The following is a 14,791-nucleotide window of genomic DNA, read 5'->3' as shown; positions in this document are numbered from 1 at the left end:
TACGAGACCATCATGAACCCGGCCGTGAGCCTCGCGGCCTGACACCCCCAACTGTCACCTAAATGTGCGGCAGTCCCAACTGCTCGCTGACCGCATAGGATTCCTGCAAGTATTGGACACACGCCTAGCCTCGCGCTGCGTGTGTGCAGACCCCTTCTGTGGCAGACGGCTTCTGCGACTGTGCTGGTGTCCGGGAGGGCTTGTTCCGACTCGACTAGCACCACCCCAGACTGACGTCAGCGGTTGTCCGCTGGCAGACTCAGGGACAAGACTGAAGGCCTAGGAGGCAGCGTGCCAGCGGAAAGATATGACCGGTTCCAGATTCAGCGCCCGCAATTCCTGGGTGACGAGCACTGGTCGTGCATCACCATCGAACTGGAACGACTGCATCGCTCACTGGACGCAGCTGACGACGGTCAGGCACTAAGCGATATCAAGTGCGTCGTCGAAGCGACAGCCCGAGTCGCGCTTGACATCGCAGGCGAACCTGCACAGCCGAACGACTCGTACGAAAAGAGCATCGGACGTGCCCACGACCTCCTTGCGGAACAACCTGGCCATGCTCTTGCACGGGGCGGCGAATTCACTAGAGCTGCTTCCCAGGCTCGAAAGATTGCTGCTAGCCTCGGCCTCGTTAGGAACCAGTTTGGCGGCGGCCACGGCCGTGCCGGCATGCCGGACATACGCGACGAAATGGTGGACCTGGCGTTAGACGGAGGATTGACTTGGGCCCGATGGGCCGTGCGCCGTCTGGGCCTGTTCTCTGAAGGACGGCCATCCCTGCTGATTCGGGACCTCGTTGAGCAGCCCGCAACGTTCCACTCGGGCGACCTGCGCCGCCGCTTGGAGGCCGCAAACCTGTCCGCTATTGAGACACACCATCAGCAGGAACTTGGGGTCGCAGTGGGGCAGCGTGTGATGCGACAGACGTTCGTTGTGAAGTGGGACGGTCTCGACCCCTGTCTGGAATCCGATGACCTGAGCGTCTGGCCTGCTGGCTATCGAATCGGGCTGCTACGCGGGTTGTGGTTCGCACCCGACGGCCACCCGACAATAACGCCTCGGTCGATCAGGGACGGGCTCGAAGTAATCGACCCAATGCCCGATGCCGCGGACGCTTTGCATGAGCAAGTAGCGCGTGTGCGAGAGTCCACCCGACCCTCGCTCCCTGACGCCGATCAGGAATCCGTACGCGAGACAGCCGAGTGGCTCCGGCACCGCGAGTCTGTTCGCCCAGCCGCCGAGCAAGCCGCGCTTCGAGAGTTGCTGGAACACCTTGCTCCACCGCCCTTCTAAGGCCCTTGGCAACGCGTGGCGAGATGACAGCGCAGCGCCATTTTCCGCCAATGCAATGCCTGCGTGACACGATCACGCTTCGCAGTTGAACAGGGTGAGCAGATGACGGATGGCGGTGGAATGGTCGTCGGCCTCCGCGGCTTCGCGCGCGAGCCGCGCCAGGCGCGCGGCCTCTTCGACCGCGTACTTCGCGGTGATCGACTCTGCGAGGTTGCTCGTGCCTGTCGTGATCCGCCGCCCGTAGTTGGTCGGATCGTTCATCTCCCGGAGTCCGTTGTTGGCGAGACTCTTGAAGATGTCGCGAAGGTCCCAGTCGTAGATGATCGGCTTGTTGCCGAGCGCATACTGCGCAGTGCGCATCTCAAGATAGAACGACGAGAGCGGGACGTTGTTCCAGGACTTCCAGGTCTTCACGAGACGGATGAGCCCCTTGGCGCGACCGTCAGTCTCCTTCTGCGCCCGATCTACGTACTCCAGGTGGACTGCCGGGTTGCTGCGTATCCATCCGGTGCTGTCAGGATCGGGAATGTCGTAATCGTCGGTGTCCTGGTAGTAGGCGGGCGTGATCTCCACATCGGGGCCGTCATCGAAGTAGCGCAGGCGCACGGCTGGACGGTCGATTGAGACGAACGCGCCCTGTATGCCGCGCGACAGCGATGCGCGCAGGTCTTCGAGGGCCGTAGAGGAGCCAGAGGGACGACTGTCGCGCATCGAGACGAAGTAGTCCACGTCGCTGAACCTGTCGAGCGCAGTCCCGTGATGCCATGAGCCTGTCTCGCGCATGCGGATGATGCCCAGGTCGGACGTGAGCCAGTCCTCGATCTCCTTGCGGTGCTTCGCAGCCGCAGTGCGCGCTGCCTCGTCTGGAGTCATCGTGCGGATCAGCGACTCCAACGTGGAGAGTGCTGTCGCACTCACGAGGCATCAACCTCGAACTGCTGCCCACCGTCCCGCTCGATGTTCCGCTTGGCCCTATTGTAGGCAAAGCGAGGAATCGGGTCTGACGTGTGATCGAGATCGGAAGCACGTCCGGCAAGTCCGTCGAGCGCTTCCCGAAGAACACCGACCTCATCGTTGGGAACCTGCACATGCAGCACACGCCGTGCGTCGTTCCGCAATGTCGTGTAGTCGTTGCCCCGAGCCACGGCCCGCTCAGCAAGTTTGTCGGGACGGCTGCTCGTCAGTACCGCGGCAGCAATGGCCGCGACCACCGCCAGGATTCCTGACGCGACCTGAGCATCGGCAGCGAACGTCAGCACCGCAGCCAGCGTGCTCAGCGCCGCGGTAAGGACACCGAGCGTCCAATGGAGCGCCCTCCACGCTTTGGCCGCCTCGAACTGGCCCTGCGCCGAGAAGACCGCGCTCTCGTGAACGCGAGCCACCTCCGCTTGGATGGCCGCCCGCTGCGACTCTCCCATCATCACTGCCTCCCTGCGCGGCGAATACCGGCCCGCACGCTGGGAACGGGCGCGGGTTGGGTGAGCAGGTCAGTAGTCACTGGCCAAATCCGACTCGTACAGGGCTTTGGCGCTCTGGGCATCGCGGATCGCCTCCCGCACGCGAGGCTTGGTGATGTCGAGGACGCGCAGCACGCCACCCGTCTCAGCCACGGACTCGACGCGGCGGAAGTCGTTCGCAAACCGCTCCGCGAAGTCGGCCAGTCCTCGCAGTTTTGGCAGGGCGTCGGAGAGGTGGTGGCCGTGTGGGTCTACGAGGTCCACGGCGACGCTGCCGTCGTGGTTGGTGCCGAAGAAGATGAAGTCCGGGCGCAGCGCCTTCCAGTCGCCCACCTCGTCCTTGTAGGCCACGGCGAGGGATTCCTTCGCCGTGCGGTCGGGGTTGCGGTACCAGCCCTGGAAGCCGGGCTGCGCGGCTTCGGAGTCGAGGACCTTGCGCTCCCACTCGTTCAAGGTAATCGGGACAGTCCCGTCCGCGGATGCGAGCAGGTGCATTTCACGGGTGGGCAGGTCCTCCTCGGAGCCGTCCGGGTGGCGCACCTTAGTATCGGCCTGGCCGTTCTTCGGCGTAGCTAGGCTGATCGGTTCTGGCGTCGTGGACATCGACTCCAGACCGTCGTACTCGGCCTGGCGCTCGTCACTCAACCCCTTCCGAGCCACGCGGGTCTGCGTGAGCCAGTCACGGGCCAGCGCATCTGCCTCGGCCTCGACCGCCTGCGCGATCTCGGGCACACGCCCGAGCGAGGCGACGGTGATGTGCGCTTCGAGGAGTTCGTCCTCGTCACCGTCTGGCCCGACCAGGTGATCGACGTAGGAAGCGCACAACGCCGGGCTCAACACACGGGTGGCAGTTCGGTAGTAGTCTTCGATGGCGCGGGGGTCAGCGCTGACGGAGAACGCGCGGTGGGAGAACCCGCCGCCGATCCGGCCTCGGACCTCTTCGCCTTCCATCGTGAGCACATCCTCGCGTGCCTTCGCGATCTTCTCCTTGTACTGCACCGCGCGCCCGTCGAGCGCGGCGTGGAGGTGCTTGTGCGCCTGTTCCACGGCCTCGTTCACAAGGTGGTCCTTCGACATCGCCGTCGCCAGTGCGGTGAGTCTACGGATGGGCTTGACGTTCTTCTTCGGGATCGTCACCGAGGTGATGACCGCGAACCGATCCCACACGGCCTGAGCGATCGCCGGGTTCGGGTGCAGCGGGATCGGGTCGAACAGCACCCGGCGCCCGAGGCCACCGCCGCCGTCCTCTCCCTCGTCGGCGTCCTTGCTCGTCGCGCCCTTCATCAGCAGTTCCGCGACTCCCGTCGCGGTCTTGCGATCGAAGAGCGGCAGCAGGCAGTCCACCGAGTTGAGCAGCTCGTTGCCGGGGATGCGCCTGGCGAGCGGTGTGCGCATCATCCGTCCGAGCAGCTGCGTGATGTGGGTGCGGTCCTTGGCTGGCCGGAAGGACACGAGCACCTCGGCGCGTGGGCAATCCCAGCCGGTCGAGATCGCGCTCTTGGCCAGCAGCACACGTACGTGCGTGGCGTCCTGGACCCGCTGCGGTTCGATGTACGGCACGACCTGCTGTCCGATGGTCAGGTCCGTGTGCTCTCCGAAGACGTTCGCCACGGCGTCGAAAGGCAGCTCCGGCCACGCCTCGTAGATCGTGTCCAGCGTGCGGGTGAGCGTCTCCTGCGAGGGCTTGTCCCCGACCTGGACCACCAGCAGTGGGCGAACGGCTTTGGACTCGCCCTGCTCGCGTGCATAGTCCTGCCACGCGCTCTCGGAGGCCTTGATCTTCTCGACGGCTTTGGTCAGGAGCACGGTCTCGAACGCGCCGTCCTCGGCAGGGATCGACAGGGCGATGTCGTCCTTCAGGAGTCCCGAGGCCTGGACTAGCGCGGAGTCCACCTGCACCGACGGGAGGGCGTCACGGCCCTTGGCGTCCTTCATCGCGCTCTCGAACCGCTCAACCGTGGCGGAGATGCCGAAGACGACCGGCATTGCAGGCACGCTGCCCTGGCCGTTGATGAGTCGCTGCACGATGGTGGACCGTTCGCGTGCGCGCGTCCCCATGCCGCGGTGCGCCTCGTCCAGCACGAGGTAGAGGGTCAGGTCCTCGTTGGCGATGGTGTTTGTGATCGTGTCGTAGATGGACGACTGGACCTCGTCGGGACGGCGCTCCAGACCGGGCAGCGTCTCGTCACCGTTGACATCCGGCGCGCCCTTGACCAGGCGGGAGTTCTTGCTCAACTTCTGTGTGTTGAGGAAGTAGACGTTGCCGGGACGGAACGAGGGCTCGGAGAACGTCGTCGGAACCACGCGCAGGCGGTGGTCCAACTCGCTTGCCGCGGCCTGGATGCGAGCACGCGACTGCTCGTTCAGCGCCGGGTCGTCAGAGAACCACAGCACGACCGCGCCAGGATCAGGTGCCACGTCAAACTCATCGCTGCCGAAGAACAGCGCCTCGATCACCGCAGCCGCCATCACGGTCTTGCCCGCACCCGTTGTCGCTGCGAGGGAGAACTGCGACTTCGCGCCGTAGCGGTGGTAAGAATCGCGGGCGCGGTCCAGGTTTCGCAGCACGTCACGCACGGCGTCGGCCTGGTAGTCCTTCAGCGTGTATCGCATCTACAGGCTCCGCCCGGAGTTGATCTCGAAGTTCTGGAGGTAGGACTCGTACAGCCGCACCGGGACGACCTTGCCGGGCAGTTCGCGGCACACTATCTGGAAGGCGCTGTCGTCATCCGTGGCGACGTACGCGATCTCGATGCCTTCCCGAGCACTCGCCGCGGCCACGAACTCATCCGCCTGGTCCAGGTTCTCCAGCACGCCATAGGACTCGGACACGTCCCAGCCGTCCTCGCCCAGGTCGTAGATGATCCGACCGCGTGAGCCCGCACGCAGCCACAGCATCGGAGCCACGCGCTCAAACGCCCGGTTATGCCGTACCGACAACGGTGCCTCATACGTGAGCGTGAAGAAGGCCGCGTTCTCCACGAAACCCTCCGACATGGGGAACTCGTCGTTGAACCTGTACTCGCCGTTGATTGGCGCATCTTCCGGCGTCTTACCACTGATCGCCGCCGTGAGTCGGGGCTTCGTGATGTGGTCGCAGATGCCCAACGCCTCCCAGTCCGCATCACCAGGGCGCAAGCCTTGCCTACGGAGTCTCGTCTGTTCGTCAGCCGAGACCTCGTTGTTGGTGACCGAGATGCACTGACGACGCCCGCCATCCTCCCGGTTCAGGCGGATCACCGCGTGGGCCGTGGTACCCGAGCCCGAGAAGAAGTCCAGTACCTTCGCTCCAGGCTTCTCGGCCACGAAGAATCGCAGGGCGTCCTCGACCGCGTACAAGGACTTCGGGAAGGGAAACCTGCGGCCTGGCAATAGGTTGGCAAGGAGTCGCGTACCGCTGTTGCCCGCGTCGTGGCTGGTGATACGCCAGAGGTCGGTTGGTACGAATCGCGGACGGTAGTCGGAGGAGTCGGTCACCACCGAGCCATCTGGGCGATGCCCGAGTACCGGGAAGGTGCCATCGAGCACCTTCTTGGCTTCGCCCTGCTTGAGGTAGTAGACCGTCGTGCTCTCCCCGCGCCAACCACCAAGGCGAGCATGTCCGGCCTCGACCAGACCTCGCAGGACAGCGGGACCGACACGCCAGCGGCCTTCGGTTCCGTCCTTACGGATAGGCCACACTGCAACACAACCGTCCGGGACTGGAACATCGCCGCGCTCCGTACCGATGACGGCGTCCCCCACTCCCTCGAAAACGGGCCCCTCGGCGGTGTCCCGCACGAAGATCGGGTAGAACTGGTTGGGGCTGTCCGCCCGCGAGGAGTCCGCACCGCTACGGATGAGACGGCTCCAGTAGATGTCCTGCTTGTTCTTCGTGCGGACCGGATTCCACTCATCTTCAAGCGGAAGTGCAACTGGGCGACTCTCTCCGAACTGGACGAAGTAGAGATACTCAGCCGAGCGGGCGAAGGTACCTTTCCGGGTTGCTCCAGCGGCGTTGATGGAACTTGTCACCATAGTGACCCGCGCTTCCGGGAACGTCTGCTCCAGCAGCAGGCCCAACCGCAGGTACTCCTTCTCGTCAATCGTGACGATGAGTACCGAGTCATCGGGCTTCAGCAACTCGCGAGCGATCTTCAGGCGCCGCTCAATGAAGGCAAGCCACTTCGAGTGCCGGTAGTCGTCGTCTGACTCCACGTAGTCGTTGTTGTACTTCCAGTCCTTGGCGCCAGTGTTGTACGGCGGATCGATGTAGATGGCGTCGATGGAGTGCCGGTGGGTGTACGTCAGCATCTCCAGCGCGTGGTAATTCTCCGCGTTGATGACCGTGTGGAACGGCTTGTCGCCGCCTGGCTCGACCCTGCCCGTCTCCACCAGGCCGGGGTAGATGCGATCCCGGAACTCCGCGACGACCACCACGTCGTCTGCGGGCACAGAGCAAGCCTCGGGCTCCTCGGCGTCCAGCTCCGCGAGATGGGCCAGGCGCTGCCCGTCGACCCGTTCGATCCGCGTGACGCGCCACAGCCGCTGGTCGCCGGTCTTCGTCTCCCCACGAGGCGGAAGCACGCGCACCTTGTCGCCGCGTCGCACTGGCCTGCCGGGCAGCTCGACGGCCTCGGGCTGATGCTGCTCGAAGACGAGGCCGAAGGTGCGACGCTTAGTGAGCGCGGCGATCTCTGCTTCCAGATCAGCACCGAGTTGCGGATCGGCCTTGCGCGCCTGCCGAAGCAGTTCCGTCAGTCTCGACAATGGTGTGCCTTCCTCGCCCGCACTGATGACCTCGCGTGTCTACTTCTTACCACCAGAGGTTAATCCGCTACGGAACTCCACCACGTAGCCGACCCACCGTAAGCCTCGGTCAAGATTATTGCCCATCATTTCTCCCAATGGTTTCCGAACACAGACCGGGCTACTTGAAGATTAGCCCGGAGAGATTCGAGAACTTCATCCCGCGAGGCGATTACCGCGTCCGATCGCGTCTCAAACCACAGGGCCAGAAGCAAGTAATACGAAGCTAGGAACGCGAAGAACGGGTGAGTGTACGTTCGTAAACTCGCGTCGCTACTGACAAACGGTGAGAAGGATGACCCATGAAAACGCTCATTGCGCGCCGTGTATAGAACCAGCAGCACCAAGAATCGAGCTCGAGACGTTTCGTCCAGTTGAAAGGTCGGGTTTGGACCTATCTTGAGCACTTCCCCCCTTAGCGCACGACGCAAAAGCAAAGCGCCCTTCCGGCGAGCTTCCGGTGGGTCGATCCCATAAGTAATCTTCATGAAGTCCAGGAGTTCAAGAATTGCTGGCGTTGCCCGTTCTCTCACTCGATTCACGAGACCGAACTGGGCTTCCCCATCTAAAAATTCGACAATGAGCCGCTTGTACGCGTACTCACAAGTCTGAACTGGAACGCCAGCACATATCTCGGCGACTATGAGCGGATCCACTTTAAGTGCCGCAGATTCTAAACGACCAGTAACATGCCCGCCATGAAGTTGACTCGTCTCAAGTTCGAGGGCTTTCCAGGTTGAGTCGAACGCCTGGTCGACCCGGCCTGGGAGGGAATCGAATGCGTCAAGCAGGTAACTCAGTTCACGATGAAACTCGACGCCTTCAAGATTGTTCACGGCGACTGGCTTGAAGAACGAATCGGAATTCGCCTCGACTCGCTCCAAGAACGCCTTCTCAATGGGTAGCAGCGACCGAGGCTCAAGCACCCCCACTTCGGCCCATCGCGCGATCGCCCGAAGTCGTTGTTCGCGTTCGAAGGTCCGGTCAGATGTCACTTCCTGCCCCCAGATGTTAATCCGCTACGGAACTCCACCACATCCCCATCCTGCATCACATACTCCTTGCCCTCCATGCGCACCTTGCCCGCGGCCTTCGCGTCGGCCATGGACCCGGCGGCCATGAGGTCGTCGTAGGAGACGATCTCCGCCTTGATGAAGCCCCGCTCGAAGTCCGAGTGGATCACTCCGGCGGCCTTGGGTGCGGTGTCGCCCTGGTTGATGGTCCACGCGCGGGCCTCCTTGGGGCCGGCGGTGAGGTAGGTCTGCAGGCCCAGGGTGGAGAAGCCCACGCGGGCCAGCTTGTCCAGGCCGGACTCGTCCTGGCCCTCCATCTCCAGCATCTCGCGGGCCTCCTCCTCGGAGAGCTCCACGAGGTCAGCCTCGAGCTTCGCGTCCAGGAACACGCACTGCGCGGGCGCCACCAGCGCCTCCAGCTCAGCCTGACGCTCGGGTGAGGACAGCACGCCCTCGTCCGCGTTGAACACGTAGATGAACGGCTTGGCGGTGAGCAGGTTCAGCTCACGCAGGTTGTCGGTGTCGAGCTTCTCGGGCCCGGCGGCCTCGAAGATCGTGCGCCCCTCCGCCAGCACCTTCTCCGCGGCTTGGTAGGCGGCCAACTGCTCGGGCGAGCCCTTCTTGATCTTGACCTGCTTCTCCAGCTTGGGGATCGCGTTCTCCAGCGTCTGCAGGTCCGCGAGGATCAGCTCCGTGTTGATGGTTTCGCGGTCCGAGGCCGGGTCGATCTTGCCGTCCACGTGGATCACGTCCGGATCGTCGAACACGCGGATCACCTGGGCGATCGCGTGCGCCTCACGAATGTTGGCCAGGAACTGGTTGCCCAGCCCCTCCCCCTCGGACGCGCCCTTCACGATGCCCGCGATGTCCACGAAGGACACCGTGGCCGGCACGATCTTCTGCGAGTCGAACAGCTCCGCGAGCTTGTCCAGCCGCTCGTCCGGCAGGTTCACCACGCCCACGTTCGGCTCGATGGTCGCGAACGGATAGTTCGCGGCGAGCACCGTGTTGCGCGTGAGCGCGTTGAACAGGGTTGATTTTCCGACGTTCGGCAGACCGACGATTCCAATAGTAAGAGCCACGGTCCGCCATCTTACCGGGGCCGCCCGACGACGCCGCCACGCGACTCCGCGGCCCACCCCACCCCTGACACATGTCACGCCCCACTCGTGACAATCAGCAGTTCAGCGGCGACCCGCCGCACGGGAATCTGGACCCATGAACACCACACACCCACCGCAGCCCCACTCCCCCGCCATCCAGGTGCAGGACGCCGTCAAGACCTTCCGCACCCGCTCCGAGACGGTCCGCGCCGTGCAGGGTGTCTCGCTGGAGATCCCGCGCGGCGGCGTCGTCGCCCTGCTGGGGCCGAACGGCGCCGGGAAGACGACCCTGCTGGACATGGTGCTCGGCATGAGCGAGCCCACCTCCGGGGCGGTGAGCGTGTGCGGCGAGCGCCCGCGCGCGGCCGTGGCCCACGGGAAGGTGGGCGCGGTGCAGCAGGTGGGTGGGCTGCTCGCGGACCTGAGCGTGCGCGAGACCGTGACCATGATCGCGTCCCTCTACCCGGACCCACTGCCCGTGGACGAGGCGCTGGAACGGGCGGGTGCGGCGTCGTTCGCGCGCCGGAAGGTGGCCAAGTGCTCGGGTGGGCAGCAGCAGCGCGTCCGCTTTGCCCTGGCCCTGCTCCCGCGCCCCGAGCTGCTCGTGCTGGACGAGCCGACCGCGGGCATGGACGTGCAGTCCCGCACCGAGTTCTGGGACGCGATGCGCGCCGAGACCGAGCGCGGGCTCACGGTCGTGTTTGCCACGCACTACCTCCAGGAGGCGGAGGACGTCGCCGAGCGGATCGTCCTCATGGATGCCGGGCGCGTCACGTTCGACGGCTCCGTGGACGAGCTGCGCTCCATGTCTCGGCACCACACCGTCTCCTTCGTGTGGCCACCGGGCGAACCACTGCCCGAGTTCGCGGGCGCCACCGTCTCGCGCCGCTCGGAGTCCCGCGTGCACCTGCGCACCGAGGACGCGGACGCCCTCGCCCGCGAGCTGCTGACCCGCACCCCCGCGAGCGCGCTGGAGATCTCCCGCGGCGGCCTGGACGAGGCGTTCGCGGCGTTGATCCATCGAGACGACGCGGCCGCGTGACCCCGCGCGCAGCGCACCGCGGGTGACCGCACCGTTCTCCCGCCCCTCCCCTCGCCCCGCAGCTCGTGCGTTTATAACCGCACCCAGACCCCAAGGAGCCCGTCATGTCCCTGACCTACACCGCCCACGACGTCCTGCGGAACGTCCGCGCGATCCCCAACCTCGTGTTCGTGGCCCTGCTGCCCGCCGTGCTGTTCATCCTGTTCGGCGCGGTGCAGGGCTGGTCCGACGCCCGCCTGCCCGGGGGCAACGTCTCCGCGTACGTGATGGTGTCGATGGCCGTCTACGGGGCCGTCACCGCAACCACCGCGATCTCCGCCGGCGCGGCCGTGGAACGGTTGCAGGGCTGGGGCCGGCAGCTCGCCCTGACCCCCATGGGCACGGGCGGCTACGCGGCCACCAAGGTGGCGGTGGCTCTGCTGATCGCCGTGCTGCCCGTGGTCATCGTGTTCCTGGTGGGAGCGTTCACCAACGCCTCGATGGACGATCTCTGGCGCTGGGCGCTGGCCGCCGTGCTGTGCGTGGTGGTCTCCGTGGTGTTCGCCCTCTACGGGCTCGCCGCAGGCCTGATCTTCCGCTCGGACACCGCCGTGGGGGCCGCCTCCGGCGCGCTGGTGGTCTTCGCGTTCTTCGGCAACGTGTTCATGCCGCTCTCCGGCGGGATGCTGGCCGTCGCCCGCTTCACCCCCATGTATGGAATCGTGGGCATTGCCCGCTATCCCGTGACCGAAGGTGAGGTGGCCACCATGGGCGGTGCCCCGCAGACCGACAGCCTGCTGTGGCTCGTGGTCAACGCCGTGGCCTGGGCCGCCGTGTTCGGGATCATCGCGCTGCTGGCCGCCCGGACGTCCACGGCCCGCCGATGAGCACCCCCACGCGGACCGCGCCGCGCCCACGCACCGAGGAACCCGAGCACGACTGGTCCGACCTGCTGTTCGCCACCGTCTGGCTCGTGTTCCTCGTCATCCCCGCCGCGGCACTGCTGCAGAGCGACGAGTCGGTCTGGGCCACTGCCCTGGGACTGCTCGGACTGGTGCTCTTCGCCGGGCTCTACACGGTCTCCTGGATCCGGCACATCCTGGTCCCGCGCCTGAGCGTGCTGGGCAACGCCGCGCTGTGGTGCGTGGTCCTGCTGGTGCCGCTCACCCTGCTGCTGCCGGCCTCCCCGTGGGGAATGACCTACACGGCGCCGTTCTTCGTGGCCGTGTGCGCGTTCCGGCTGCCCCTGCGCCAGGGGATCCTGGCCGCGCTCCTGATCGAGCTGGCGGCCCTGGTGCCGCTGCTCATGCTGCTCCCCCGGGAGCAGTGGTTCTGGCCGCTGTTCGGCCTGGTCCTGCCCGGGCCGATCATCCTGCTCTCCCGCTTCGCCGTGGAGCGCTCCGAGACCCATGAGCGCCTGGCCCGCGAGCTCGAGGTCTCCCGGCAGCGCGAGGCCGTGGGCCGGGACGTCCACGACATCCTGGGCCACTCCCTCACGGTCATCACCGTCAAGACGCAGCTCGCCCAGCGTCTCGTGGAGACGGACCCGCAGCGCGCCGTCGCCGAGCTGGACGACGTCCTGGCCCTGTCCCGCGAAGCCCTCACCGACGTCCGCTCCACGGTGGGCAGGCTGCGCGACCTGGATCTGGGGGTGGAGCTCGTCCAGGCACGTGCCGCCCTGCGCGCCGCCGGGATCACCCCGCACCTGCCGTCCTCGGTCCCGCCCCTCGACGCCGTCACCCGTTCCGTGTTCGCATGGATCCTGCGCGAGGCCGTGACCAATGTGGTTCGCCACTCGGGCGCCGCTCACTGCCGCGTCACGCTCACCGGTTCGTCGCTTCGCATCGCGGACGACGGCGCACGGGCCGCGGGTGCCCCCACTCACCACTCAGCGCGAACCGACACCGCCGCTCGTCCGGGCGGCGGGGCGCCCTCGACGAGCCGCCCGCGCCCCGACGACGCCGCGGCGGATGCTTCCTATCGGAACGGGGTGGGGCCTGTCGGCCCGGACATTCAGCGGCCGGTGCGTGCCGGGGCCCGCGGTGAGGCGGCGTCGTCGCGCTCCGGACCCGAGGCGAGCACCGGGGGCGGTGCCGCCGAACCGGAGCTGCGAGAGGGCAACGGCATCCGCGGCATGAAGGAGCGGGCTCATGCGGCGGGATGTGAGGTGACCGTGGCGCGGGATCCCCGGGGCGGCACGATCGTGGAGGTGAGGCGGGCATGACCGAGATCCGAGTGCTGATCGCGGACGACCAGGCCCTCGTGCGCGCCGGACTGGCCGCTCTGCTGGACCTGGAACCGGACATCACCGTGGTGGCCCAGGCCGCCGACGGTGCCGAGGCGGTCGCTCTTGCCGGGGAGCTCGCCTTGGACGTGGCCCTGCTGGACATCGAGATGCCCGGCCTCACCGGGCTGGAGGCCACCGAGCGAATCGTGGCCGCCGGGCGCGGGACGCGGTGCCTGATGGTCACCACGTTCGACCGCCCCGGCTACCTGCGGCGCGCGTTCGACGCCGGGGCGTCCGGTTTCGTGGTCAAGGACACCCCCGCTGCGGAGCTCGCAGAGGCCATCCGGAAGGTGCACGCCGGGCTGCGCGTGGTCGATCCGGCGCTGGCCGAGAAGTCCCTGCTGGCCGGACCGAACCCCCTGACCCCACGGGAGCAGGACGTGCTGCGGGAAGCGTCCCACGGGGCCTCGGCGGGGCAGATCGGGCGGGCCCTGCACCTCTCCGCGGGGACGGTGCGCAACCACCTGTCCTCGGCGATCGGCAAGACCGGAACCGCCAACCGGACCGAGGCGGTGGCCGTCGCCGCGCGCAACGGGTGGCTGTAGCCCTCCGGATCCGGTGACGAGCCCCGCCGGGGCGCTTGTGCGTGTCGGACAGCATTGTCATGGTGAGCGCATGGATGCTTCGGTGATGGCTCAGGTGTGGTGGTTGTGGGCGCTGTTCGCCCTCGTGGTGGGTGTGGTGCTGGGGTACGTGCTGGCCCACCAGAAGTCCACGGCGCTGGAGACCGAGCTGGAGGAGGCCCGGGGGCAGAGGCTCGCCGCCCTGCAGGACGCCGCCTCCGCGCGGGCCGCCGCTGAGCAGCTCGAGCAGCGTGTCGAGTCCCTCGAGGCTCGGGCCGTGCAGGATCAGGACGTCATGCGCGCGCTGGCACCGCTCAACGACCAGCTCTCCTCCGTGGGGCGGCACGTGAACCAGCTGGAGCGGGACCGTGCACAGCAGTTCGGGGCCGTGGCCCAGGCCCTGGAGGCGGCCCGCACCACGGACCAGCAGCTGCTGCACGCCACCACCTCCCTGGAGGGTTCCCTGCGCTCCACCACGGCTCGCGGCGCCTGGGGTGAAATGCAGCTGCGCCGCGTGGTGGAGGCGGCAGGCATGACTCGCCACGTGGACTTCACGGAGCAGACGGTGCGCTCCACGGAATCCGGTATCCAGCGCCCGGACATGGTGGTCAACCTGCCCGGGGCGCAGACCGTGGTGGTGGATGCGAAGGCCCCCATGTCCTCCTACCTTGACGCCCAGGCCGTCCCCTCGGACGGCTCCCCCGAGAACGAGCAGCGCCGCGCCCAGCTGCTCGCCGCCCACGCCAAGGCTCTGCGGGCGCACGTGAACACGCTGGGCACCAAGAAGTACTGGTCCGCGGAGGAGAACTCTCCCGAGCTGGTGATGTGCTTCGTCCCGGTCGAGTCCGCCCTGGCCGCCGCGCTGGATGCGGATGCCTCCCTGCTGGATCACGCGGCGCGTGCGAACGTGGCCCTGGTGTCCCCGGTGTCCCTGCTCGCCTCGCTCAAGGCCGTGGCGTTCAGCTGGCGTCAGGCCACCCTCACGGACAACGCCCGGGAACTGTACCGGCTGTCCCGGGAGCTCTACGACCGCATGGGCTCGGTGGGCAAGCACCTGTCCGACATGGGCGGTTCGCTGCGGCGCTCGGTGGAGGGCTACAACAAGCTCGTGGGATCGCTGGAGTCACGAGTGCTGCCCTCGGCGCGCAGGATCGCCGAACTGGATCCCACGGCCACCGACTCCGAGGCACTGGAGACCAGGCCCGTGGACTCGGTGCCCCGTCCGGTCACGGCCACGGAGTTCGTGAACGACTGACGCCGCCC

At 66.6% G+C, this 14,791-nt stretch carries 11 protein-coding genes; 5 read left to right on the top strand and 6 right to left on the bottom strand.

Going from position 1 to position 14,791, the window contains the following annotated elements:
- Positions 1-1,368: 1,368 nt before the first annotated feature.
- The 6 genes from QL985_RS01965 to ychF form a co-directional block, all read right to left on the bottom strand.
- Entirely contained in the window at positions 1,369-2,214 is an 846-nt protein-coding gene (locus QL985_RS01965) for a nucleotidyltransferase (RefSeq protein WP_290147453.1), read from the bottom strand.
- Positions 2,211-2,717 (bottom strand): SLATT domain-containing protein, encoded by a 507-nt coding sequence (locus QL985_RS01960; protein WP_290147461.1) that lies wholly within the window; start codon positions 2,715-2,717, stop codon positions 2,211-2,213. The genes QL985_RS01965 and QL985_RS01960 overlap by 4 nt, the downstream gene beginning before the upstream one ends.
- Positions 2,718-2,783: 66 nt before the next feature.
- Positions 2,784-5,366: a DEAD/DEAH box helicase family protein gene (locus tag QL985_RS01955; RefSeq protein ID WP_290147451.1), complete on the bottom strand. Its 2,583-nt coding sequence runs from the start codon at positions 5,364-5,366 to the stop codon at positions 2,784-2,786.
- Positions 5,367-7,502: a DNA methyltransferase gene (locus tag QL985_RS01950; RefSeq protein ID WP_290147449.1), complete on the bottom strand. Its 2,136-nt coding sequence runs from the start codon at positions 7,500-7,502 to the stop codon at positions 5,367-5,369. It abuts the gene before it with no gap.
- 125 nt (positions 7,503-7,627) lie between these two features.
- Complete coding sequence (locus tag QL985_RS01945; protein WP_290147447.1) at positions 7,628-8,536, bottom strand: hypothetical protein; 909 nt, start codon at positions 8,534-8,536, stop codon at positions 7,628-7,630.
- The gene (gene ychF, locus QL985_RS01940) at positions 8,533-9,636 is read right to left on the bottom strand and encodes a redox-regulated ATPase YchF (protein ID WP_290147446.1); all 1,104 of its coding nucleotides are present in this window, start codon (positions 9,634-9,636) and stop codon (positions 8,533-8,535) included. Before ychF ends, QL985_RS01945 begins: the two co-directional genes overlap by 4 nt.
- Positions 9,637-9,772: 136 nt before the next feature.
- Here ychF and QL985_RS01935 point away from each other — a divergent pair, with 136 nt between their 5' ends.
- From QL985_RS01935 to QL985_RS01915, 5 genes are all read left to right on the top strand, one after another.
- Entirely contained in the window at positions 9,773-10,699 is a 927-nt protein-coding gene (locus QL985_RS01935) for an ABC transporter ATP-binding protein (protein WP_290147444.1), read from the top strand.
- A 104-nt stretch (positions 10,700-10,803) separates the two neighbouring features.
- Positions 10,804-11,565 carry an ABC transporter permease gene (locus QL985_RS01930; RefSeq protein WP_259897548.1) on the top strand — a complete coding sequence of 254 codons (762 nt, stop codon included), beginning with the start codon at positions 10,804-10,806 and terminating at the stop codon, positions 11,563-11,565.
- Positions 11,562-12,902 carry a histidine kinase gene (locus QL985_RS01925; RefSeq protein ID WP_290147442.1) on the top strand — a complete coding sequence of 447 codons (1,341 nt, stop codon included), beginning with the start codon at positions 11,562-11,564 and terminating at the stop codon, positions 12,900-12,902. Before QL985_RS01930 ends, QL985_RS01925 begins: the two co-directional genes overlap by 4 nt.
- Complete coding sequence (locus QL985_RS01920; RefSeq protein ID WP_259897550.1) at positions 12,899-13,510, top strand: response regulator transcription factor; 612 nt, start codon at positions 12,899-12,901, stop codon at positions 13,508-13,510. Before QL985_RS01925 ends, QL985_RS01920 begins: the two co-directional genes overlap by 4 nt.
- A gap of 70 nt (positions 13,511-13,580) precedes the next feature.
- The gene (locus tag QL985_RS01915) at positions 13,581-14,783 is read left to right on the top strand and encodes a DNA recombination protein RmuC (RefSeq protein ID WP_290147440.1); all 1,203 of its coding nucleotides are present in this window, start codon (positions 13,581-13,583) and stop codon (positions 14,781-14,783) included.
- Positions 14,784-14,791 lie beyond the last annotated feature (8 nt).

Source organism: Kocuria sp. APC 4018 (genome assembly GCF_030407675.1).
Classification (GTDB): domain Bacteria; phylum Actinomycetota; class Actinomycetes; order Actinomycetales; family Micrococcaceae; genus Kocuria; species Kocuria rhizophila.
This window is presented reverse-complemented; position numbering and strand designations above follow the sequence as displayed.